Source organism: Bacillus cereus group sp. BfR-BA-01382, from assembly GCF_022663475.1.
Taxonomy (GTDB): Bacteria; Bacillota; Bacilli; order Bacillales; family Bacillaceae_G; genus Bacillus_A; species Bacillus_A thuringiensis_S.
On sequence record NZ_JAKUFQ010000038.1, the window covers coordinates 27,111 to 47,562 of the forward strand.

The window sequence follows — 20,452 nt, forward strand, 5'->3', positions numbered from 1 at the left end:
TTTTTAATGCGTATAATGGTTAAAATTTTTATATAATATATAAATCTATAATTTAACTTTTGTAGTAAAATCTATGACTTTATTAATAATCCCATAGAGGTAACCTGATATATTCTTTTCTTTCCCATATACTCCTGTTTACTATTCTCAAGATTAGTAAGTGTGGCGCGTGTCTTTTCCTTTTGTGCTTCTCCCTCTATATGAGTAAACTCAATACAATCCCCTACTTTGACTGAAACGGTTTGGCTCTCAGCAGATTGTTGTCTATTTCCTATAATGTCTTTATTGTACAAAATATTACCGGATGAATTCTGGACTTTAATGCTTGCATACGTATTAGTAAAATAAGAATGGGGGATACCCGCTTCTAATTTAATCTGCATTTTTTCTGTTGATTTGTTATATTCTATTTTCGCGATTTCTCGATCATTATATCCCTTTAATGACCAAGCGAATTGATTTCCATCTAAAACCGTTGTTTCTGGCATTTTCTCTACTTTCTTCAAGCCTTCTTTTGTAACTTGATACCTCGCTGTCTTTCCAATGGTTTCATTTTTGTTATTTTCAAGGTTAGTTAAAGTTGCTCGCGTTTTTTCCTTTGTTGCTTCTCCTTCTATATGGGTAAATTCAATGTAATCCCCTACCTTGACGGGCACAATTTGGCTTTCAGCATTTTGTTGTTTATTTCCCACGATTTCCTTATTGTACAGAACGTTGCCAGAAGAATTCTGGACCTTAATACTCGCATACGTACTAGCAAAGTAGGAATGTGGTACACCTGCTTCTAGTTTGACCTTCATCTCTTCTACCGTTTTATCATAATCTACTTTTGCAAATTCTCTATCACTATATCCTTTTAATGACCACGCAAACTTGTTTCCCTCTAAAATTGTTGCTTCTGGCATTTTTTCTACTTTCTTCAGGCCTTCCTTTGTAACTTCATATATGGCTTTTTTTCCAAAGCTCTCTTGTTTACTATTATCTACATTTGTAAGAGTAGCCCTATGTACACCTTCTAGATGTGTTAACTCGATATAATCGCCTACTTTGACTGGAACTTTTTGCGATTCAGCATTTTGCTGTTTGTTTCCATAAATCTCTTTGTTATAGACCACTTTACCTGATGTGTTTTGCACTTTAATACTTGCATATGTACTATCAAAGTAGTCATGTGGTACACCTGCTTTTAGATCTATTTGCATTTCTTCTGTTGATTTATTTAAATTTACTTTCGCAAATTCAAAATCTCCAATCCCTTTCAGCGACCAAGCAAATTCATTACCTTCAAAAATGTTTGGAGATTCATTTTTGATTTGTACCTTTTTCTCAACAGTTTGATCAAATATATCCGTTAATACAATTTTTGCATAAGCATTTGTTGGTAATGATATAGATTGACTGATTCCATTTTGATAAGATTTAATATCATCAATTACGTTAATAGGTTGGCCCGTCATATTTTCATTGTTATAAATTTCAATTTTCCCCTTAAATTGCGGTGTACTATTTTCTTTTAGTTTCCAAGATACATTTAATTTTTCATTTTCATAATATATAGATTGGATATCAAAATCTAATTTTCCTATTTCAGGTTGAGTAGGTTGATTTAGCGTGAATATTTTTCCTGACCCAATAGTAGACTGCGTATTACCTCCTGCTTTGACCCATACATATTCTGAAGTAGCTCCTCCATCATATTGATAAGTATTATCATGCGTTCCAGAAATACTTTGATTATTCCAAGAACTCCATTGTTTATCAACTAATTTTCGGCTATAACCATTTTTTAGGCGCGCTTCTCGAACATTCTGTCCACTATCAGCCCAGTCTTCTTGAAACATTCCTAATCCATGATTAAATGCAACATTAGCAACCGGAAAGTCCATAATTGCAATTTGATGCCATTTATTCTTTGTTACATCTTTCATCCATTGTCCAAATTTGGTATGACCATTTTCTTGCCATGAACGCATTGTCATTCTGTACCAATTGTTGTCTTTCCAACCATAAGTTGTTTGAACCTTCATTCCTGTTCCTTCTCCTCCAAAGGGGCCAGCTTGCGAATTCGGAGATAAGTATTCGGCTTTTATTGCTTCTTTAGAGGAAATTGGATCCCATAAGGCAAAATGTAAAGTACGTTTTCCATTTTCATCAAACCCACTTTGTTGTTGAAAACCAGCATATCCTCCAGCTTCACCACCTGCATTCCAGTTGTGTACAGCCCAGTACGTATAAGGTGGAGTCTGAACTGGTGACCAGTCTATACTAATAATATCTGAGACAGGTATATTTTGGGGACTCACATAAACTGCTGGAGCAGCTGAATGTGTTGCAGCTTTAGTGTGCAACATAGACGTTCCAAACATAGAAAACATGCTACATGCTGCGGTCATTATAATAACTTTATTAAATCTTTTCTTCGTTTTCTGACTAATCACTAATCTACATCCTTTTCTAATTTTTATTGTTTCCCGACAGAAGACTCCTTCCTCAAAAATGTGAAGGTGTGAAACACCAATTTTAGGTGGGAGATGAATGTCGGTTGGCATAAGCCAACATGTTTGTTATCATTTACTTGTACAGATTGCTCTTTGAAAACTGAAGATATGGAGTTGGTTGCAGAAAAACGTTGCAACCGTAAAATCTTCAACGTTCTATCGCCCCATGCTTACCGAAGTTGCGAAAACCAAGCTAAAGTAGGGAGTGTGGTGCGTTAACGTACAAGATACTTATGTTCTCACCGTAGGGACTACGGGTAGAGCCTGCTAAGATAACCAGTGGATACACCGGTGTTCGCAGGAATCTCCCACTTCAAAAAGTCCGTAAGGGCGTTAAGTGGTGAGTAGTTCAATATTGAATAATAACTTAGTAGAGAAATCTATCAAAATTCAAGCAACATCCAGTAAATCTTTAAAATACTGCCCCAATTTTATGTTGTTCTATCTTCACATCTGATTCTTACATGTTATTTGATTGTAATTGGTTTCCATAAAGATAACGCAAATATCCAATTCGGGTCCCCATTTCCTTGATGACTTTGAACCGCTTCATACACTGTCCCTTGATGTTCAACTTTATCGCCCTTTGTATATGCCTTCTTTGGATCCCATTTCTCATAAGATACATTTTGATCTTTTGTTTTTACCAGAAGAATTTCACTTTGAATTGATGTATTTCCAGCTGCATCTACAGCCTTCACTGCATATTTATATTCCTTATTAACTGTTAAGTTTTGATCAGTAAATGTCGTTCCTTGTACGGTTTGAATCAATTGTCCATCACGTAATACCTGATATTCTTTTACACCTACATTATCTGTAGACGGATTCCATTTTAGCTCTACACTGTTAGAAGTAAGGTTGCTTGCATATAATCCTTGTGGCTGTGTGGGAGCTTCTGTATCTGGTTCCGGATTAACAATTTTATCTACTTTCTTCAATCCCTCTTTTGTAATCTCATACACCACTTTGTTCCCAAAACTTTCCTGGATGCTTTTTTCCACATTTGTAATAGTAGCTCTATGCACACCTTCTAGATGTGTTAACTCTATATAGTCTCCTACCTTAACCGAAACTTTTTGCGATTCAGCATTTTGTTGTTTATTTCCATAAATCTCTTTGTTATAGACCACTTTACCTGATGTGTTTTGCACTTTAATACTTGCATATGTACTATCAAAGTAGTTATGTGGTACACCTGCTTTTAAATCTATTTGCATTTCTTCTGTTGATTTATTTAAATTTACTTTTGCGAATTCAAAATCTCCAATCCCTTTCAGCGACCATGCAAACTGGTTTCCTTCTAAAATATTATTTACATTAGGCATATCTGGTTTAATTGGATTAGAATCTGTACCCTTCCAAATCTCTGCTGTTAAAATTGGATATCCTAATGCAGCTACTTTTTGAATGGTATCGTTGTTTGGATGTAATCCCCACTTCTCAAAGAAAGGAATCAAATTTTGTTTGGCTACTTTTGATGCTGAAATCATAAATAATTGTTTTTTATTTTCATCAGTTTGTGGAAGTTCACTTGAAGGCATGTCTCTATACAATTGATGCAATTTAGGATAGAAATCCTCTCCATACGCTAACTGTAGTTGCCAAAGCATAACAAGCTTTACAAAAACATCGCTAATTTCATCATAATTTTTATTCACTTGTTCTAGATATTGAAATGCTTTTGGATAAATTCCACTTTTCTCTAAGTTGGATGGTTGATTAAATGCTTTTTCTACAGAAAGGCTGTATATATTATTTTGTACTTCTGTCATATTATAAAACTTCCAGGGCGATTGTTGTCTCAAATGTCCTGCCTCATGCCAAGGGCCCCAGCCATCTGTTATAAATTTATTAATATCTAACACGTATTGGATTGCGTCTCCTACATATGCTGTTCGATAAGAAGTTGCATACATATAATAATCAGGAGAATGATTTTCTTCTACGTAATGAACATAATGTTTATCTACTTGTTCTTCAGATAATCCAGCTACTTTGTCTTGAATTCGAGTAGCTTCATCCATCTTTTTTAAGAGTTGTACAGGATCTGTATTAGAACCCAACAAATATTTCTTAACACGTGCAGGGCTGGCCGTAATTAATACACGTTCGCCTTTTAACTCCACTGCATGTGCACTAGGATACTGGTCCAGCATGTTTATTAAATCTTGTTTTGTATGCTTTCCTAGTTCAAAGAAAGGCGTAGTCGTTCCACCTGTTGTAATTGTTGTTCGAATGCTACCTCCTTGTTGTTTATTATAAAAATAAATCATCCCCCCATTTGGAGATTGGATTGTGTTTATACCAGGTTTTAATGTAAATGATTTTATCTTAGAATCTTCTCTCCAAGAAGCATCATATGAATACGTTCCAATATATACCTCAATATCTTGATTACCTTCTACATTAATCGTTATTTGTTCATTTGGCTTTGCATATAAACCAGTTGGTTCATATGGACTAAATGCCATACTTTTTCTTTCCTGTTGTTTTAGTACCTCAACATCCCCTTTTCCTGGGACTGTAAATATTCTATTTTCTGATTTAACTGACTTTTCACTTTGCAGTGATGTCGATAAACTTTTTTGCTGTTGCGTTTCCTCTGCAAAGACATCTGATGAAGAAGCCATTCCAGAAGCAATTATAGTTAATGTTGCAGTAGCTACAAGTATTCTTTTAGTTTTATGCTTTGATTTATTCCCCATAGTATCTCCCTCTCATTTCCTTAATAAATTTAATAGTTTTGGTTTCTTTAGCATGTACTTACGTGCAAAAACAGTTTATGAACTTGTATTTATTACTTTTTTACATAGTCCTCCCTTATTCTATTTATAATTATATTTTGATATTATTTTATGACACATATTAATACAACTTTATAAAATATCAATCAATAATGAGCTTTTATGTTTTGATTTGGTATTCTTAACTATCTTATAAATCAAATAAATTACATAAAGGTATTCATTTCGTATGAATACTACTTTAAATCAAATTATTTTCAGATTAATAATTCACAAAAAATTAATATTATGTAAAATCCTATCAAGGAAATAAATACAAACTGATTTGTCATATATACATTGAAATCACTAAGACATTTACTATCATCCGAATAATTCATTCCTTTTTTCTATTTCAGTTTAATTTTGTAAGTTATTAAGAGAAAAAAACGCTATCTTTTCCTAGGATTCCACAGAAAAGATAGCGTAGTTCTTATAATTTAAAATGATGGTTGAACTTTTGTATTCGATTTTAGGCAAACTATTTATTTTCATTTAAAAATTCAAGAACTTTATTAAAAGTTTCTCGCCCTGCTGGTGTGTTCATTTTAAATTGAAATTCATGAGCCAACTCACCAGAAACATTTCTATCAAAGAAGAGTTTTTCTGTAGGTACTCTCTTACTTTCTAACTCGGACGCTAATGCTTTGGCTTGATTTTCAAATGATGCAGTATTTCCATCTGTAATAAATGTTGGTGGATAATCTTTTGTAACGTGTTTAATGATAGAAGCAATTTCTATTTCAGGTAATGTTTCAAAATCCTTTTTCCCAAAGTAAGCCCAACCAGTGGTACGCATAAAATCTTGTACTTCTTTAGTTGTTTCCATTTTAGCTAATGCAGGCATATTATATGGACCACAAAATAGTAACGTACCTTTAATTGTAGCAGGCTCAACAACAGGATCAATTTTAGTTAACCTTGCATAATTGGCAGATGTTTGAATATTAACAAATTGTCCAGATATTTGTGCTCCAGCAGAATCTCCTGCAAAATAAACCTGATCAAGTTTTAAATTATATTTCTTTGCATTTTCTTTTATATATTCATAAGCCTCACCAAGTTGGAATACTGGTGTAGGATATTTCATCTTAGGTGCAAGAGCATAATTTATATTTATCACTGTATAACCCTGAGCTGCCAATTCTACTGCATAACCAGTGATATCGGATTTATCTCCGCCTACAAATCCACCCCCATGTACCCAAAAAATAACAGGTGTTTTGTCAGGATGGTTTTTCGGATAAATAATATCTAATATACCATCAGGAAATTTAGAATTATAATTGATGTCCTTAACAATTTGTGTTTCTTTTAAAGCGTTTTGATAATTATCCGATTGAACAAACATTCCACCTTCAAATGCTTTTTTTATTAGAAACGCTTTTGGAGTAGGTGAAAGGTTCCAATAACTAACTCCTGCAATAATCAATCCGAAAACAATCAAAAGAATTATTAATATTCTTTTTTTCCATACCCCTTTAAGATTTGACTGGTTTATTTTCATAAACACATACTCTCCATTCGTTTTTAGTAACTAACTATACAAGAAAATAAATATATTTTTGCTTCCTGATGTGTATTTGTATACAAAGGGTTATTTGTTCTTATTGTGTACATGCTTGGTACTTTATATCTATTTGTTATTTCAAAATATCACCTTGATAGCGTTTAGATAGATTTCTTGCTCATAGATTTAAGAATTTTCACTATCCCAAAGGAAAAAATATAAGCGGATATTAACCAAACATCTTTTAAATATGGAATGTCCCTAAAAAACGAATCTATTTTGAAAATAGATCCGTTTTTTTACGTATAACATAAACTTTCAAGTTCTTTTGATTAAATCTTTTATAAAAAAAAAAGGTACATCCCAAATGAGAAGAATCCTACTTGTCCAAACATGCAGGGCATGGTACCTTTGTCACTGATATATCTCATTTATAGTTTGTTTAATTGACTATGTCTTTTAGAATATATAAAATATACTATTATCCCTATAAATAACCAAATACCGAAGTAAACCCAGGTTTTTAAAGGTAGATTTACCATTAAAAATAAGCAACATGTTATTGAAATAATCGGTAAGATTGGTACCAGTGGTACCATGAAACCACGTTTTAAATTTGGATGTGTTTTACGAAGAATAATAACTGACACACCAACCATCGCAAATGTTAATAACGCTCCAATATTCGCTAAATTCGCTAATTCTTTTAAATCGATAAATCCAGCAATTAAAGCACTACCAATACCTGTTAACCAAGTTGAGAATACTGGTGCTTCTGTCTTCTTATTAATTTTCGCAAACGATTTTGGTAATAAACCGTCACGACTCATCGCAAAGAATACACGTGTTGTTGCATAAATGTAAGCAAAAATTACAGCCATAATACCAATTACAGCTCCAATTGCGATTATACCCGCTACTTTATCTTGTCCTACAACTTCTAATACGTAGGCCATTGCTTCTGGTACATCTAATTCCTTATAAGAAACCATACCAGTCATAACAAGGCAAACTATAACATAAATAATTGTACAAATAACTAACGAAGCAATAATACCAATCGGTAAATCACGTTGTGGATTTTTTACTTCTTCAGCAGACGTTGCTAACGCATCAAATCCTAAAAAGGCAAAAAATACTGCAGCTCCTCCGGCAAAGATTCCGCTTATACCATAAGGTGCAAACGGAATCCAGTTTTCTGGTTTCACGTAAAATATACCAACTGAAATGAATAAAACAACAATACCAATTTTTATTAATACCATTGCGTTATTCACTCGCTTACTTTCTTTCGTGCCTTTTGATAATAACCAAGTTAATAACAAAGTAATGATTACTGCTGGTAAGTTAACGATTCCACCTTGTGTTGGAATTGTTAAAAGTGATTTTGGTATCTCAATCCCAAACCCGTTTAATAAGTTTTGAAAATAGCCTGTCCATCCACCCGCTACTGCGGCAGTTGTAACTATATATACAGACAATAAAGTCCATCCCATTAAGTAGGCTACAAACTCACCAATCGTCGCATATGAATAGGTGTATACACTACCCGAAACTGGAAGAGCAGATGCGATTTCTGCATAACATAGGGCTGCAAACCCACAAACAATTGCGGCAATCATAAATGAAAAAATAACTGCTGGACCCGCATCTCTTGCGGCTACTAATCCAGTTAATACAAGTACTCCTGTACCAATTATTGCACCAATCCCTAGCATGGTAAGGTCAAATGCGCCCAACGTTTTTGTCAAAGTCTTACTTTTACTATCTTCTAACAATTTCCTTACTGATTTTTTCCTAAATAAGTTGGCCATAACACACGCCTCCTTTTATTTAAAAAGGAGCTAAGATATCGCCTCCTAGCTCCCCTTAAGTAAAATAATTTTATTTTATAAGATTATTGAATCGTTATTTTACCTCATTGGCAACAAAGAAATGCTCACAAACAGTTGAAATACGTTTTAAATCCACATTGCCACCTGAAATAACCGCTACTACTTTTTTACCCTGTACATATTTATCAACTTTTCCTGCCAGAAGAGCGGCTGTGGCTAATGCTCCCGCACCTTCTACGACAGCTTTTCCGCGTTGCAGTAAGTCTTTCATTGCTACTTCTAATTCTTCTTCCGATACAGTTACAATATCATCTACTAGGTCTTTTACAATTTCAAAAGTTAAATTCCCTGGTATTTTTACCGCACAACCATCCGCTATTGTTGGTGCTTCATAGTGTTCTAAAATTCTCCCCGCATCATAAGAAGCTTTCATTCCATGAACATTATCTGCTTGAACCCCAATAATATTAATGGAGGGATTAAATGATTTCAGCGCTACAGCAATTCCTGAAATAATTCCTCCTCCACCAATAGGTACAATAACAGTATCAACATCCCACATATCATCCAGAATATCTAACCCAATTGTCCCTTGGCCAGCCATTACTTCTACATCATCATATGGATGTAGGTATGTTTCGCCTGTTTCTTTTATAATCTCTTCACACTTCGCTTTTGCATCATCAAACGTATCACCGTATAAAATAACTTCAGAACCATATCCTCTCGTCGCATCCACTTTAGCTTGCGGTGCAGAGGTTGGCATCACAATTTTACTTTTGATTCCTAGTAAATGGGAAGATAATGCAACACCTTGTGCATGATTTCCAGCTGAACAAGCGATTACACCACGTTCTTTCTCTTCATTTGTTAGTTGGGAAATTTTATTAAATGCACCACGAAATTTAAATGAACCCGTTAACTGCATGTTTTCCAGCTTTAAATAAATTTCTCCACCCGTTTTACTAGTTAAATAGAAAGATTTAACCAAAGGTGTTTTTCGGGCATTTACATCAAGAATTTCTTTGGCTTTTTTAATGTCAGTGATATCTAACAATACTTTTTTGGTAATCATACTAACACTTCTTTCAATTCTTTAAAGTCCAAACCTAGCGTCATACCTAAATTTTCGTAGGTAATAATACCTTTATATACATTTACCCCAGATGCTAATGATGATTTATTTTGAATTGCAATTTCTAATCCATCTTTAGAAATTGCTAATAAATACTCAATATTTCCATTTGCCAACGCCATAGTTGAAGTACGTGGGGTGGCACCAGGCATATTTGGTACTGCATAATGAATTACGTCATGTTTAATAAATACAGGATTATCATGAGTTGTATAATGATTAATAGTTTCTACTGTACCACCTTGATCTATTGCGATATCCACAATGACACTTCCTGGCTTCATAGATTGAACCATATACTCTTTAACAATTTTAGGAGGGCGAGATCCTGGTATTAAAATTGTTGAAATAAATAAATCTGCTTCTTTAATCGTTCGCTCTAGATTTTCAGTATTAGATTCAATTATATTTACTTCTTCTGTTGCGTATTGCTTTCTTAAATATGCAATTCTTTCTTGATTAACCTCTAGGATTGTAACACTACATCCAATTCCAATTGCCATATCACAGGCATTAGTTGCAGCATTCCCTCCACCTAGGATTACAACTTTTCCGGCTGGGATTCCCTCAATACCTGATAATAAAATCCCCTCTCCTTGATGTTGTTTTTCTAAATAATAAGCTCCCATAAATACCGCACGTCTTCCAGCAATTGCACTCATAGGTTTTAATAATGCTAAATTTCCATCCTCACTAATAGTTTCACCAGCAATCGCAGTAGTACCAGCATTTCTCATTGCTTCTACACACTCTTTCGACGCAGCCAGATGTAAAAAGCCCCAAACGATTAGATCCTTTTTAAAGTAATGGTATTCTGCAGGTAGTGGTTCTTTTACCTTTACTACCATATCAACATCCCATGCCTGGCCTTGATTTACTATGCTTGCTCCTGCATTTATATATTCATCATTTGTATAACCAGAACCTAATCCAGCATCTTTTTGTACTAAAACTTCATTTCCAGCTGAAACTAATTTTTGAACATTTTCTGGAGTCATCCCTACACGAGCTTCCCCTTTTTTTATCTCTTTCACTACACCAATTTTCATATCTACACATCCTTTTTTAGAGTGAGTTATAAATTAAATTAATTATTGTCAGATAAATATAAGATTCTAAATATTCATCCTTACAATATTTTTCAAATATAATTTAATTTATAACATTGGATTGCACCTACAAGATACCATTAGTAAAAATAAGAGGTCAACAATTTTGTGAAACATTTCACAAAATGTTTTATTTAGTTGATTTTCTATATTTTATATCGAAAATATGATTGAATCCCTCAATACTTTGTGATATTCTTCACAAGAATATATCTTCTCTTTTGAATTTTGATTCTTCATTTTACTATATCACAATATTAAAATACCCCATTTATTCTTATTATTCATATAAAAGAAATCTCGTTTTTAACTTCATGTTTCGGGTTAAATTAAAGAATTTCTTTTAATGTATAATTCATGGAATTTTACTCGCCTCAAATCATGTGAAAAATTTCACATGATTTGAGGCGAAATTAAACTTTCTTTACTTATACGTTTAATTTCTTTTTTATTTAGTATCTGAAATGTATTCAAATTCTCTAGCTGGTAAGGATGAGGGGCGGCTATTTGTATGGATACAGGATATACTATCAAATAATTTAACAAACAGGATAAAGAATTCATAAGAGAATTTATATATTTTTCTAATTGGGAGTGATTATTTTGTCACAACAACAACTAAAAAAGGATATTGGTTTCTTTGCAGCATTAACCACAGTTATTGGTACCGTTATCGGCGCCGGAGTATTTTTCAAGCCCACTGCATTATATGGAGTAACAGGAACAGCTAGCCTAGGATTACTTGCATGGGTAATTGGTGGTATCTTGACCGTTTGCGCAGGACTAACTGCTGCTGAACTATCTGCCGCTATTCCTGAAACGGGGGGAATGATGGCATATTTAAAGAGGACTTATGGAAACTTAACTGCTTTCTTGCTTGGCTGGGCACAAACTGTCATATACTTCCCTGCAAATATTGCAGCTCTTGCTATTATTTTCGGGACACAAACGGTTAGTTTATTTGGCCTAAATGTTAATGAACACAAAATGCTAATTATCGCAATTGCAATTATCACAGCAACATTTGTAACTCTTATGAACTTTTTAGGAGCTAAAGCAGCTGGTGGAATCCAAATGGCTTCGACTATATGCAAATTGGTTCCATTAGCATTGATTATTATTTTTGGATTACTACACAAAAGTGACGTTACTTTTCAGCTTTTTCCAATTGAGGCAGGGCCGAACAAATCTATGATATCTGCCCTTGGATCTGGTTTACTCGCAACAATGTTCGCCTATGATGGATGGATTCATGTAGGGAATATTGCTGGAGAAATGAAAAACCCTAAAAAAGACTTGCCTAAAGCAATCGTATTAGGATTATCAACAGTAATGGTTGTTTATTTACTAATTAATGTCGCGTTTCTAATGGTCATGTCTGCAACATCGCTCGCAGGTACTGATACACCCGCTTCTCAAGTAGCTACAATTCTATTTGGAGCTATGGGAGGAAAACTAGTTACCATTGGCATTTTAATTTCCGTATTTGGAACAATTAATGGTTATATTATGACAGGAATGCGAATTCCTTATGCCATGGCTATTGAGAACAAACTACCATTTAGTAAATGGTTTGCTACATTATCTAAAAATAGTCGGGTCCCTTATAATTCTGGTCTATTTATGCTATTTATTTCAATTATTATGATGGCCGTCGGCGGATTCAATACTCTTACTGATATGTTGGTATTTGTAATATGGATATTCTACACAATGACATTCCTTGCTGTATTCATCTTACGAAAAAAGGAACCCGAACTTGTGCGACCTTATAAAGTTCCATTGTATCCTTTTATACCATTAGTTGCTATTATTGGCGGATTGTTCATTGTTATTAATACCTTATTCACTCAACCTCTGCTAGCTTTATGTGGAATAGGTCTAACTGCACTCGGCCTCCCTATTTATTACACTATGCGTAAAAAGGGACAATTTGGTTTAGAAAATCATAACGAGTAGACCAGCCTTTCTTAAAGATGTGATACAAAACTTTATGATTAGATTGCAATTAATAAATAGTCTATTTTACTTCTTTATCCTTCTAAAAGATACATTAGTCTAACAAATAATAAACAAGGAGAACCCTTTTAGGGTTCTCCTTGTTTATTATTTGCCAGTGTTCTAGTTCTTTACCCTAAGTTAATTTACGCTTTATCCATGTTGCATTTCTACCTTTAGAAACTAATTTAATGTATCCCTGTGAATTTAAAGCGTGTAATGTTTTATTTATAGTACTTTCACTTATGTCTGGATACATGTTTCGAATATTTTCTTTAGTAAAAGGATTATCTTGTCTGTCTATGTATTTTTCAATTCTTTTTCTTTTAGTATGAGTGCTAATACAATTTTTTATTACATAATTTAATTCTTTATATGCAACTAAAACAATATCTAAAAAAATTTTCATCCAGAAAACTACATTATGATCGCCTTGATACCAGTGAGCTGCAGATTTATACAGAGCATCATAATAATCTGATTCATATTCTTTGAAATATTTATCTATACATGTATATTTTACAAATGTAAATCCACTTTCAATTAATAACCATTGAATTAATATTTTTGCTAACTTGCCATTCCCTTTATTAAATGGATAAATACATAGGAAATTTAAGATAAATTGAGGAATTAGTAGGAGCGGATGAAAATTCCCTTTAGCCCTTAATGCATTATACTGTTCGCATAGATGATACAAATATTGCGGAACCATATCATATAAAACAACTGTACGTAATTTAAATTGATCTTTTAACTTTGGAATAGAAGATAGTACAAGTTCGCTTTTTCTCCAATTACCACTTTCAGAAGTTGAATAATTCATTAATTGGAAGTGCAATTCTTGAATTGTTTGCGGTTTAATAGGTAATTTGTGGCTTTCTTTTTGCACAAGTTCTAATGTTTTGCAATAACAAAATAAAGCGTCCTCTTCTAATGTTTGAGGGCTAGCATGATGATCAACTAATTTTTTTAACTGTTTATTTGAGAATGTAAACTTTTCATATATATTAGGAAAAGTTTTAATATATTGCAGTGATATACTCTTTTCCAAAAGATTAAATATCTCTGGTTTTTGAGTTTGATATGCCGCTATCGCTCCCTTATATTCACTGATTTTACTTATAGTATTTATTAGTTCTCTCTTAAATTCTAAATTTGTATATTTTTCTTCAAAAAAATTTCTCATCTCGTTCCCTCCTTTTCCCTAAGGTGTATTGTCAACTTTGTATGTTCCATTATCTCCTTAATTATCACATCTCTTACGTATGTTCATTGTTATATAAATATCCTTTAAGGATGTAATTAAACGATAGCCAGATGCACAAAGGAACCGCTCTTCTCATATAAATGTATGTAGTTGATTAACAAATAAAAAGCACTTCCTTGAATTTTAAAAAAAGTGCTTTTTATTTAATCAAATTTATCTGCAATTAGTGACTAAGTAGAAAGTATACAAAAAAGGTATCAATCATTTGTGAAATTCATAACATATTTGGCTATAAATAGTTATGTCGCTTCTAAAAACGTTCAATCTTGATATATTATGAACTAATGTCGTACAGAATCTTAATTTCTTAAAAATGTTTATAAAATGATTCTTTACAAGATGAAAGTACTTAATTTCTATTTAAACAAACATTTTTTCTATACTATTTGCTTTCTGAGTATATTAGATTAGGTACCTTTAAACTGTTGCTAAGTATTTATATATTCAACATAACGTTATACGATAAATTCATCTTATAGTATTGGTGACATGGTATCTTTTAATGTATGTACCGAATGATTAAAGTTAAACTTTTCTTCCGCATTTAACTCAATTTCTATAATTTCTCGAATACCTTCGCGATTAATAACAGCAGGAACTCCTATATATACATCATTATGACCATATTCATTTTCAAGGTATGCAGATACTGTTAACACACTATTTTCATGATGTAAAATTGCCTTTGTTATACGTAATAAAGACATTCCAATTCCATAACAGGTCGCTCCCTTACGTTCAATTATATGATAGGCCGCATCACGTGAACGAACAAAAATTTCGTCTAAGTCACTTTGATTATACTGACTTTTATTTTCTAAAATGGTTTGCAGCTTTTGAACGCCAACTGACACATGACTCCAAACCGGAAGCTCCGTATCACCATGTTCACCAATTATATAAGCATGAACATTGTGAGGATCGATCTCAAAATATTCTCCTAACATGTAACGGAAACGTGCAGAATCAAGTGTTGTACCTGAACCAATTACGCGTTCTTTCGGCAACCCAGATTCTTTCCAAGTTACATATGTTAAGATGTCCACTGGATTTGTTGCAATTAAGAAAATGCCATCGAATCCGCTTGACATAACATTACGTATAATTTCTTTAAAAATCTTAGTGTTTTTTTCAACTAAGTCTAAACGTGTTTCACCTGGTCTCTGTGGTAATCCAGCTGTAATTACAACTATTTGCGCATCTTTACAGTCGTCACAGCTACCCTTCCATACTTTTGTTGGTGATGGTGAAAAAGGAATTGCATGACTTAAATCCATTGCTTCTCCTTCTGCTCTTGCTTCATTTACATCCACAAGAACGAATTCTTCTGCCAGGCCCTGATTAATCATACAATATGCATAACTACATCCTACGGCCCCTGTACCAATTAAAACTACACGATTAATATTTTTATTCATTTATAGATCCCTCACTATTTATGTTATGTTTTTGTGCATTGTTGTTATTCTAATAAAAAGAGATTTAATTGATTTTGAATAAACAAATAATGAACTCGAAATACATTAATGTTCAATACCACATAGTTAAACTTAAATTCCTTTTTATATGTATTTCCAGCAAATATTGCTCCAACATTATTTCTTATTTAACTCAAAAAAATATTATGTATAGCTTCACTAGATAAGATAATTTTTCTTTATCTACATTTCAAAGATTCTTTGATATTCTGTGAAAAATCTAGTTTATACATCTAGTTAAATAAAATTGTTAACGCTTACATTTTTATTAAGATTCACTAACGGATTATCACTTTTCATAATGACATTCATGCTTATATTATCTTCATTCAAATCTAATTACTGCAAATTTTTATTTTGTATATCGAAGGTTATTTCACCTATTTTAGCAATAACCCCCTAAAAGCACTTCTATACCAAACAAACTTTTTCAAAATTCATTTTCTAGTAAACCTCCCACTGATTTTTTAGAGTTTTCTGTAATAAATTCGACATGTGATCTTGCATTTTATATTAACAAATTTAGGTCACATAAGTTGTGAATGTTTTTTGTATATTTCCCTTCCCTTATATGTCTAACAAAAACAAATAATATATTTTATAAAAGAAAAAAATATATTTAAAAGAATTATTAAAACGGTATTTCCGGCTAATTAGGCCAACTGATATAAAAATAACATTCAAAATAATTATGTTATTTTTATACGAAAATGATTATATTAGTAGCTTAAATTTTTATTTGTGTTTGTAATGGGATGTTTTCCTCACATTGAGATTCAACTAAATCGCCCTTCTGTTCAGCTGTAGGGTTGTTTTGGGTTATATAATGATATACCATGCCAACAAATACAGATCCACCAATAATATTTCCAATTGTAACTGGAATTAAATTATAAATAACCCCACTAAAAGAAATAGTATTGGGATGTGGCGATACCAGGGAGATTGCAAATAGCGATAAATTTGCAATGCTATGTTCATATCCAGATAAAAAGAATGTAAAAACCAATAACATCATAACAATTATTTTTGCTGTATCCCCTTTTACTTGAGAAGGAAGGAAGCATGCTAGACAAACAAGCCAATTACATAAAATAGCTTTGAAAAATAGCTGTATTGTCGGTGTATTCATTTTTACTTCAACAACATTACTTATCAAATGTTCATATTCAATTTGATCAAAAATACCAGTACCATAAAATAATAACGCAAAAAATATTGCACCTACCAGATTACCTAAAAAACAAGCACCCCAGTTACGACAAGTATCTAAGACCGTTGTTTTTTTTCGTAAGGTCGAAATTGTAAAATACATTGTATTCCCAGTAAATAATTCCGCTCCACCATATATTATTAATATAAGTGCAATTCCAAAAAATAAAGAAGCACTTAAATAAGTTGCAGGTGAATTTACAACGTGAAAAAAATCCCCTAATTTAAAACATAATACTATAATAAATCCAATATAGATGCCGGCTAGTAATGCACGAACAAAATATTGTATTGGGTTTATATCTAATATTTGTTTCTTCTTTTGTGCAAGTTTTATAGCATCAGCTATCCCTTGTTCTAACATAAAATTACACACTCCTTTAGTTCATGGTTATTATAAATAATCCTAAGAATAAACTACATGTTTCAATATTCACTTTCAAGATTTTGTTCAATATTTCACAAAATAAACATACTCACTTTACAAAATGATTCAAATGATGTGCAATCTGCTATATTCACTAAATCCTAGAAGGTGCATAATACACGAATATACCTAGTCAATATAGAATAAAAGAATAATTAATCTGGTATAAAAAGTTTTAATTTATCATGTTTAGGAAAAGCACTCCATCTTAATTTTCACTTACTTGTATAGTGACCTATCAGGAAATTATTCGCATTTATACATAAAAAAACTTTAATTATAAGGTTACAGTGTGTTTGTATGCGTTATTCTTTAAAAATTGAAGAAATACTACTAGCAGCAAACATATTCAACATTTTCCATCTGAAATATCTTAGTAACATTTTTAAAATTTCCTCTAACCTATGAGTTTAATGGGATCATCTTTGTATCTCATTACCCGAATAAAGATAATTTGTGACATATTTTAAAATAAACTATATATCAAGCAATCTGCTTTTTAAAATTGTTATAATATGAACGAACATCTTTGCTCAATACTTCACAATCGAAAGGAGAAATTGATATGAGAAAACGAAAACGCTTAGTAATAATCGGTAATAGTATATCTAGTTTACGCTGTATTGAAGAGATTTTAATACAAAATCCTAATATGTATAGCATTTCTATTTTCAGTGATGAACTCTATCCTCTCTACAATCAAATAAACACTATTTCATTACAATTAGATATTAAAAATAGAATACAAAAGCAATATAATTGGTACAAACAACATAATATTAAGCTTTTTACAAACGAAAAGGTAATAGAAATTGATCGTGAGGACGAGGTCATTGTTACAGATAAACGCCGTATTGTTTTCTACGATAAACTCATCATTGCAACAGGATCTACTGCTTTTATTTTTCCCGTTAAAGGACTGCAATTATTTGGAGTAAATAAACTTAGAACAACTGAAGAAATCCAATTTCTATTAAATATTAAGAAGCATGCAAAAAAAGCTATTATTATTGGTAATGGCATGCTCGGTCTAAAAATTGCACAAAAATTATTTGATTTTGGAATAGACGTCCACGTAGTTCATTTCAGTTCACACTTAATGGCAAAACAAGATATCTTGGCTTGTTCATTACTATGTAACAAGCTAAAAGCAAAAGGGATTCAATTTCTCATGGAAAAAAACACGGTTAAAATCCTAGGTACAGACTATGCAGAGGGGATCCAATTCGAAGATGGCACTATTAAAAAATACGATTTAATTGTAATACCTATTGGTAGGCGACCTAATACACATTTAGCAAAAAAAGCTGGCTTATATGTTAAACGTGGCATAGTTGTTAATAAGTATATGCAAACAAATGATAAATTAATTTATGCAATTGGTGAATGCACTGAACACAATGGTATTACATTAGGATTTCCAGCCCCCCTCCACGCACAAGCTACTGTATTAGCCGAGCATATAACAAATGTACAGACAAATACTCTTTTTGCATAATTTCTTAGTTAATTAAAAATAATTCTTTATAACTTTTATCTAAAAAACTCTTCTTAATAATTGTTTAAGAAGAGTTTTAAACCTTTGAAAACGTGTTAAAGAGAACACTGTAATATTGACACATTTGCAACCACGTTACGTATTAAATTAAAGTATTAATTTAATTAAGGAGACATACTAAAATGCAACGACACAAAAATATTTATCTATTAATTATTTTATGCACGGTATTATGTATAATAATTCTAGTCCATAAAGGTGAAAATAATAGCGTTAAAAATACAACATATGAGATGGATAAACTTGTTAAAATTGATGAAAAAAAACTATCTTCTAAAGAGAATAATCCTTTAGAAGTCCCTTTGATTTTACAAAATCCAGAATTAGAACGTGGATGTGAAGTTACAAGTTTAGCAATGCTTTTAAATTTTAAGGGTCTATCCGTTGATAAATTAGAGTTAGCTGAAAATATTAAATATGTACCTTTTCAAAACAATGGATTTATGGGAAATATGGACGAAGGATTTGTTGGAGATATGTATGACATAGATATGCCTGGTTTAGGTGTGCATATTAAGCCGATTTTAGAGTTAGCCAAATTATACATATCAGAGAATTGTATTATAGACTTAACCGGAAGTAATCCTGAGGATTTATATAAAGCAATTGATAAAGAACACCCTGTTTGGATTTTAACAAACGCGAGCTTTCGCAAACTACCTGATTATGAATTTCGTACTTGGAAAACAAATATGGGTGAGAGACAGGTTACATACCGTCAACATAGTGTTTTACTAACTGGATACACCGATCAATATGTATACATTAATGATCCATTAGATACGGAAAAAAATAAAAGAATTGATAAGAAGGATTTTGAAGAAGCATGGGTTCAATTAGGCAGACAAGCCCTAACTATCATTCCTTAAAACAACACAGAGCTATAAGATTTGAGATAAACTTTAAATTACTAATTTCTCATTATATAATAATCCCTAGTTTACACGAGAATCACTAACATTATTTAATTATATAAAATTAAAGGACACACCTATACCATTGGAGTGGTACCTAAGGTGTGTCCCTCACATAAATCAAAAATATAAGATAAAATAATTTGAAATTTATTTTTTAATTTTGATTATAAGGCATGTGATATTTTGCGGCTCAAAAAATCCATACCTTATCAATTAAACAGATTGGTAACACATATTCCCTTTTTTGTGATTTCCTCATATATCATAATTTTAAGAATTTATACAAGTGAACTACCCGCCACTTAACGTCCTAACGGACTGTTTGAAGTGAGGGCTTCTCGGTTAGTCGTTACTTTTGGTAGCTAACGAATTCGTCCTAAGACAGCCAAGCTAACTCCCTTGTTCCAAGGGTTATTTTATTGCTATCTATGCTAACGCTAATAGGCGTATTGCTTCATTTTTGATATTGATAGCGGCGTTATAATCTCTATCGAGATTTACACCGCATATACAAGAATAGACTCGCTCAGACAATGACATATTTTTCACATTTCCACAACTGCTACATGTTTTTGTCGAAGGAAACCATTTGTCTATTTTCACAAGCTGTTTGCCTTGTTCATTTAGTTTATAAGCTAAGAAAGAAGTGAACATACCCCAAGCATTATCAGCGACGCTTTTTCCAAAATGAAGTGCTTGCGATATTCCCTTCATATTTA

The 20,452-nt window shown here is 32.3% G+C and carries 13 protein-coding genes; 3 read left to right on the forward strand and 10 right to left on the reverse strand.

The window, feature by feature from the left end; translation table 11 throughout:
• Positions 1 to 71: 71 nt before the first annotated feature.
• The 6 genes from MR160_RS16640 to ald all read right to left on the reverse strand — a co-directional run bounded on the left by MR160_RS16640 (position 72) and on the right by ald (position 10,813).
• The gene (locus tag MR160_RS16640; protein WP_043333206.1) at positions 72 to 2,438 is read right to left on the reverse strand and encodes a putative mucin/carbohydrate-binding domain-containing protein; all 2,367 of its coding nucleotides are present in this window, start codon (positions 2,436 to 2,438) and stop codon (positions 72 to 74) included.
• A 527-nt stretch (positions 2,439 to 2,965) separates the two neighbouring features.
• Positions 2,966 to 5,206: a M60 family metallopeptidase gene (locus tag MR160_RS16645; RefSeq protein WP_003256157.1), complete on the reverse strand. Its 2,241-nt coding sequence runs from the start codon at positions 5,204 to 5,206 to the stop codon at positions 2,966 to 2,968.
• Between the two features lie 559 nt (positions 5,207 to 5,765).
• Complete coding sequence (locus tag MR160_RS16650; RefSeq protein ID WP_000700712.1) at positions 5,766 to 6,791, reverse strand: alpha/beta hydrolase; 1,026 nt, start codon at positions 6,789 to 6,791, stop codon at positions 5,766 to 5,768.
• A 434-nt stretch (positions 6,792 to 7,225) separates the two neighbouring features.
• Positions 7,226 to 8,608 (reverse strand): amino acid permease, encoded by a 1,383-nt coding sequence (locus tag MR160_RS16655; RefSeq protein ID WP_001284904.1) that lies wholly within the window; start codon positions 8,606 to 8,608, stop codon positions 7,226 to 7,228.
• A 94-nt stretch (positions 8,609 to 8,702) separates the two neighbouring features.
• Entirely contained in the window at positions 8,703 to 9,704 is a 1,002-nt protein-coding gene (tdcB, locus tag MR160_RS16660; protein WP_000628924.1) for a bifunctional threonine ammonia-lyase/L-serine ammonia-lyase TdcB, read from the reverse strand.
• Positions 9,701 to 10,813, reverse strand: coding sequence for an alanine dehydrogenase (ald, locus tag MR160_RS16665; protein ID WP_242297770.1), 1,113 nt, complete (start codon positions 10,811 to 10,813; stop codon positions 9,701 to 9,703). Before ald ends, tdcB begins: the two co-directional genes overlap by 4 nt.
• Before the next feature lie 663 nt (positions 10,814 to 11,476).
• Here ald and MR160_RS16670 point away from each other — a divergent pair.
• On the forward strand, positions 11,477 to 12,832 hold the full coding sequence (locus MR160_RS16670; RefSeq protein ID WP_000082758.1) for an APC family permease: 1,356 nt from the start codon (positions 11,477 to 11,479) through the stop codon (positions 12,830 to 12,832).
• Positions 12,833 to 13,007: 175 nt separating this feature from the next.
• Here the strand turns inward: MR160_RS16670 and MR160_RS16675 are convergent, their stop codons facing one another.
• From MR160_RS16675 to MR160_RS16685, 3 genes are all read right to left on the reverse strand, one after another.
• A complete protein-coding gene (locus tag MR160_RS16675) occupies positions 13,008 to 14,060 on the reverse strand; it encodes a Fic family protein (RefSeq protein ID WP_001243463.1) in 1,053 nt (350 codons plus the stop codon).
• A gap of 554 nt (positions 14,061 to 14,614) precedes the next feature.
• Positions 14,615 to 15,559 carry an L-lactate dehydrogenase gene (locus tag MR160_RS16680; protein WP_061660649.1) on the reverse strand — a complete coding sequence of 315 codons (945 nt, stop codon included), beginning with the start codon at positions 15,557 to 15,559 and terminating at the stop codon, positions 14,615 to 14,617.
• A gap of 787 nt (positions 15,560 to 16,346) precedes the next feature.
• On the reverse strand, positions 16,347 to 17,195 hold the full coding sequence (locus tag MR160_RS16685) for a formate/nitrite transporter family protein (protein WP_000893014.1): 849 nt from the start codon (positions 17,193 to 17,195) through the stop codon (positions 16,347 to 16,349).
• Positions 17,196 to 17,823: 628 nt separating this feature from the next.
• On the opposite strand from MR160_RS16685, the gene MR160_RS16690 reads away from it, so the two are divergent.
• Complete coding sequence (locus tag MR160_RS16690) at positions 17,824 to 18,756, forward strand: FAD-dependent oxidoreductase (RefSeq protein WP_001231608.1); 933 nt, start codon at positions 17,824 to 17,826, stop codon at positions 18,754 to 18,756.
• Positions 18,757 to 18,938: 182 nt separating this feature from the next.
• The gene (locus MR160_RS16695; protein ID WP_001188811.1) at positions 18,939 to 19,685 is read left to right on the forward strand and encodes a C39 family peptidase; all 747 of its coding nucleotides are present in this window, start codon (positions 18,939 to 18,941) and stop codon (positions 19,683 to 19,685) included.
• A 474-nt stretch (positions 19,686 to 20,159) separates the two neighbouring features.
• Here the strand turns inward: MR160_RS16695 and MR160_RS16700 are convergent.
• A partial coding sequence (locus tag MR160_RS16700) for an RNA-guided endonuclease InsQ/TnpB family protein (RefSeq protein ID WP_242297772.1) occupies positions 20,160 to 20,452 on the reverse strand: 293 nt, incomplete at its 5' end.

What these genes read in the sequence shown, in the direction of transcription:
- MR160_RS16645 (WP_003256157.1), bottom strand. Translation starts at nt 5,206, where the DNA reads ATGGGGAATAAATCAAAGCATAAAACTAAAAGAATACTTGTAGCTACT.
- MR160_RS16650 (WP_000700712.1), bottom strand. Translation starts at nt 6,791, where the DNA reads ATGAAAATAAACCAGTCAAATCTTAAAGGGGTATGGAAAAAAAGAATA.
- MR160_RS16655 (WP_001284904.1), bottom strand. Translation starts at nt 8,608, where the DNA reads ATGGCCAACTTATTTAGGAAAAAATCAGTAAGGAAATTGTTAGAAGAT.
- tdcB (WP_000628924.1), bottom strand. Translation starts at nt 9,704, where the DNA reads ATGATTACCAAAAAAGTATTGTTAGATATCACTGACATTAAAAAAGCC.
- ald (WP_242297770.1), bottom strand. Translation starts at nt 10,813, where the DNA reads ATGAAAATTGGTGTAGTGAAAGAGATAAAAAAAGGGGAAGCTCGTGTA.
- MR160_RS16675 (WP_001243463.1), bottom strand. Translation starts at nt 14,060, where the DNA reads ATGAGAAATTTTTTTGAAGAAAAATATACAAATTTAGAATTTAAGAGA.
- MR160_RS16680 (WP_061660649.1), bottom strand. Translation starts at nt 15,559, where the DNA reads ATGAATAAAAATATTAATCGTGTAGTTTTAATTGGTACAGGGGCCGTA.
- MR160_RS16685 (WP_000893014.1), bottom strand. Translation starts at nt 17,195, where the DNA reads ATGTTAGAACAAGGGATAGCTGATGCTATAAAACTTGCACAAAAGAAG.
- MR160_RS16690 (WP_001231608.1), top strand. Translation starts at nt 17,824, where the DNA reads ATGAGAAAACGAAAACGCTTAGTAATAATCGGTAATAGTATATCTAGT.
- MR160_RS16695 (WP_001188811.1), top strand. Translation starts at nt 18,939, where the DNA reads ATGCAACGACACAAAAATATTTATCTATTAATTATTTTATGCACGGTA.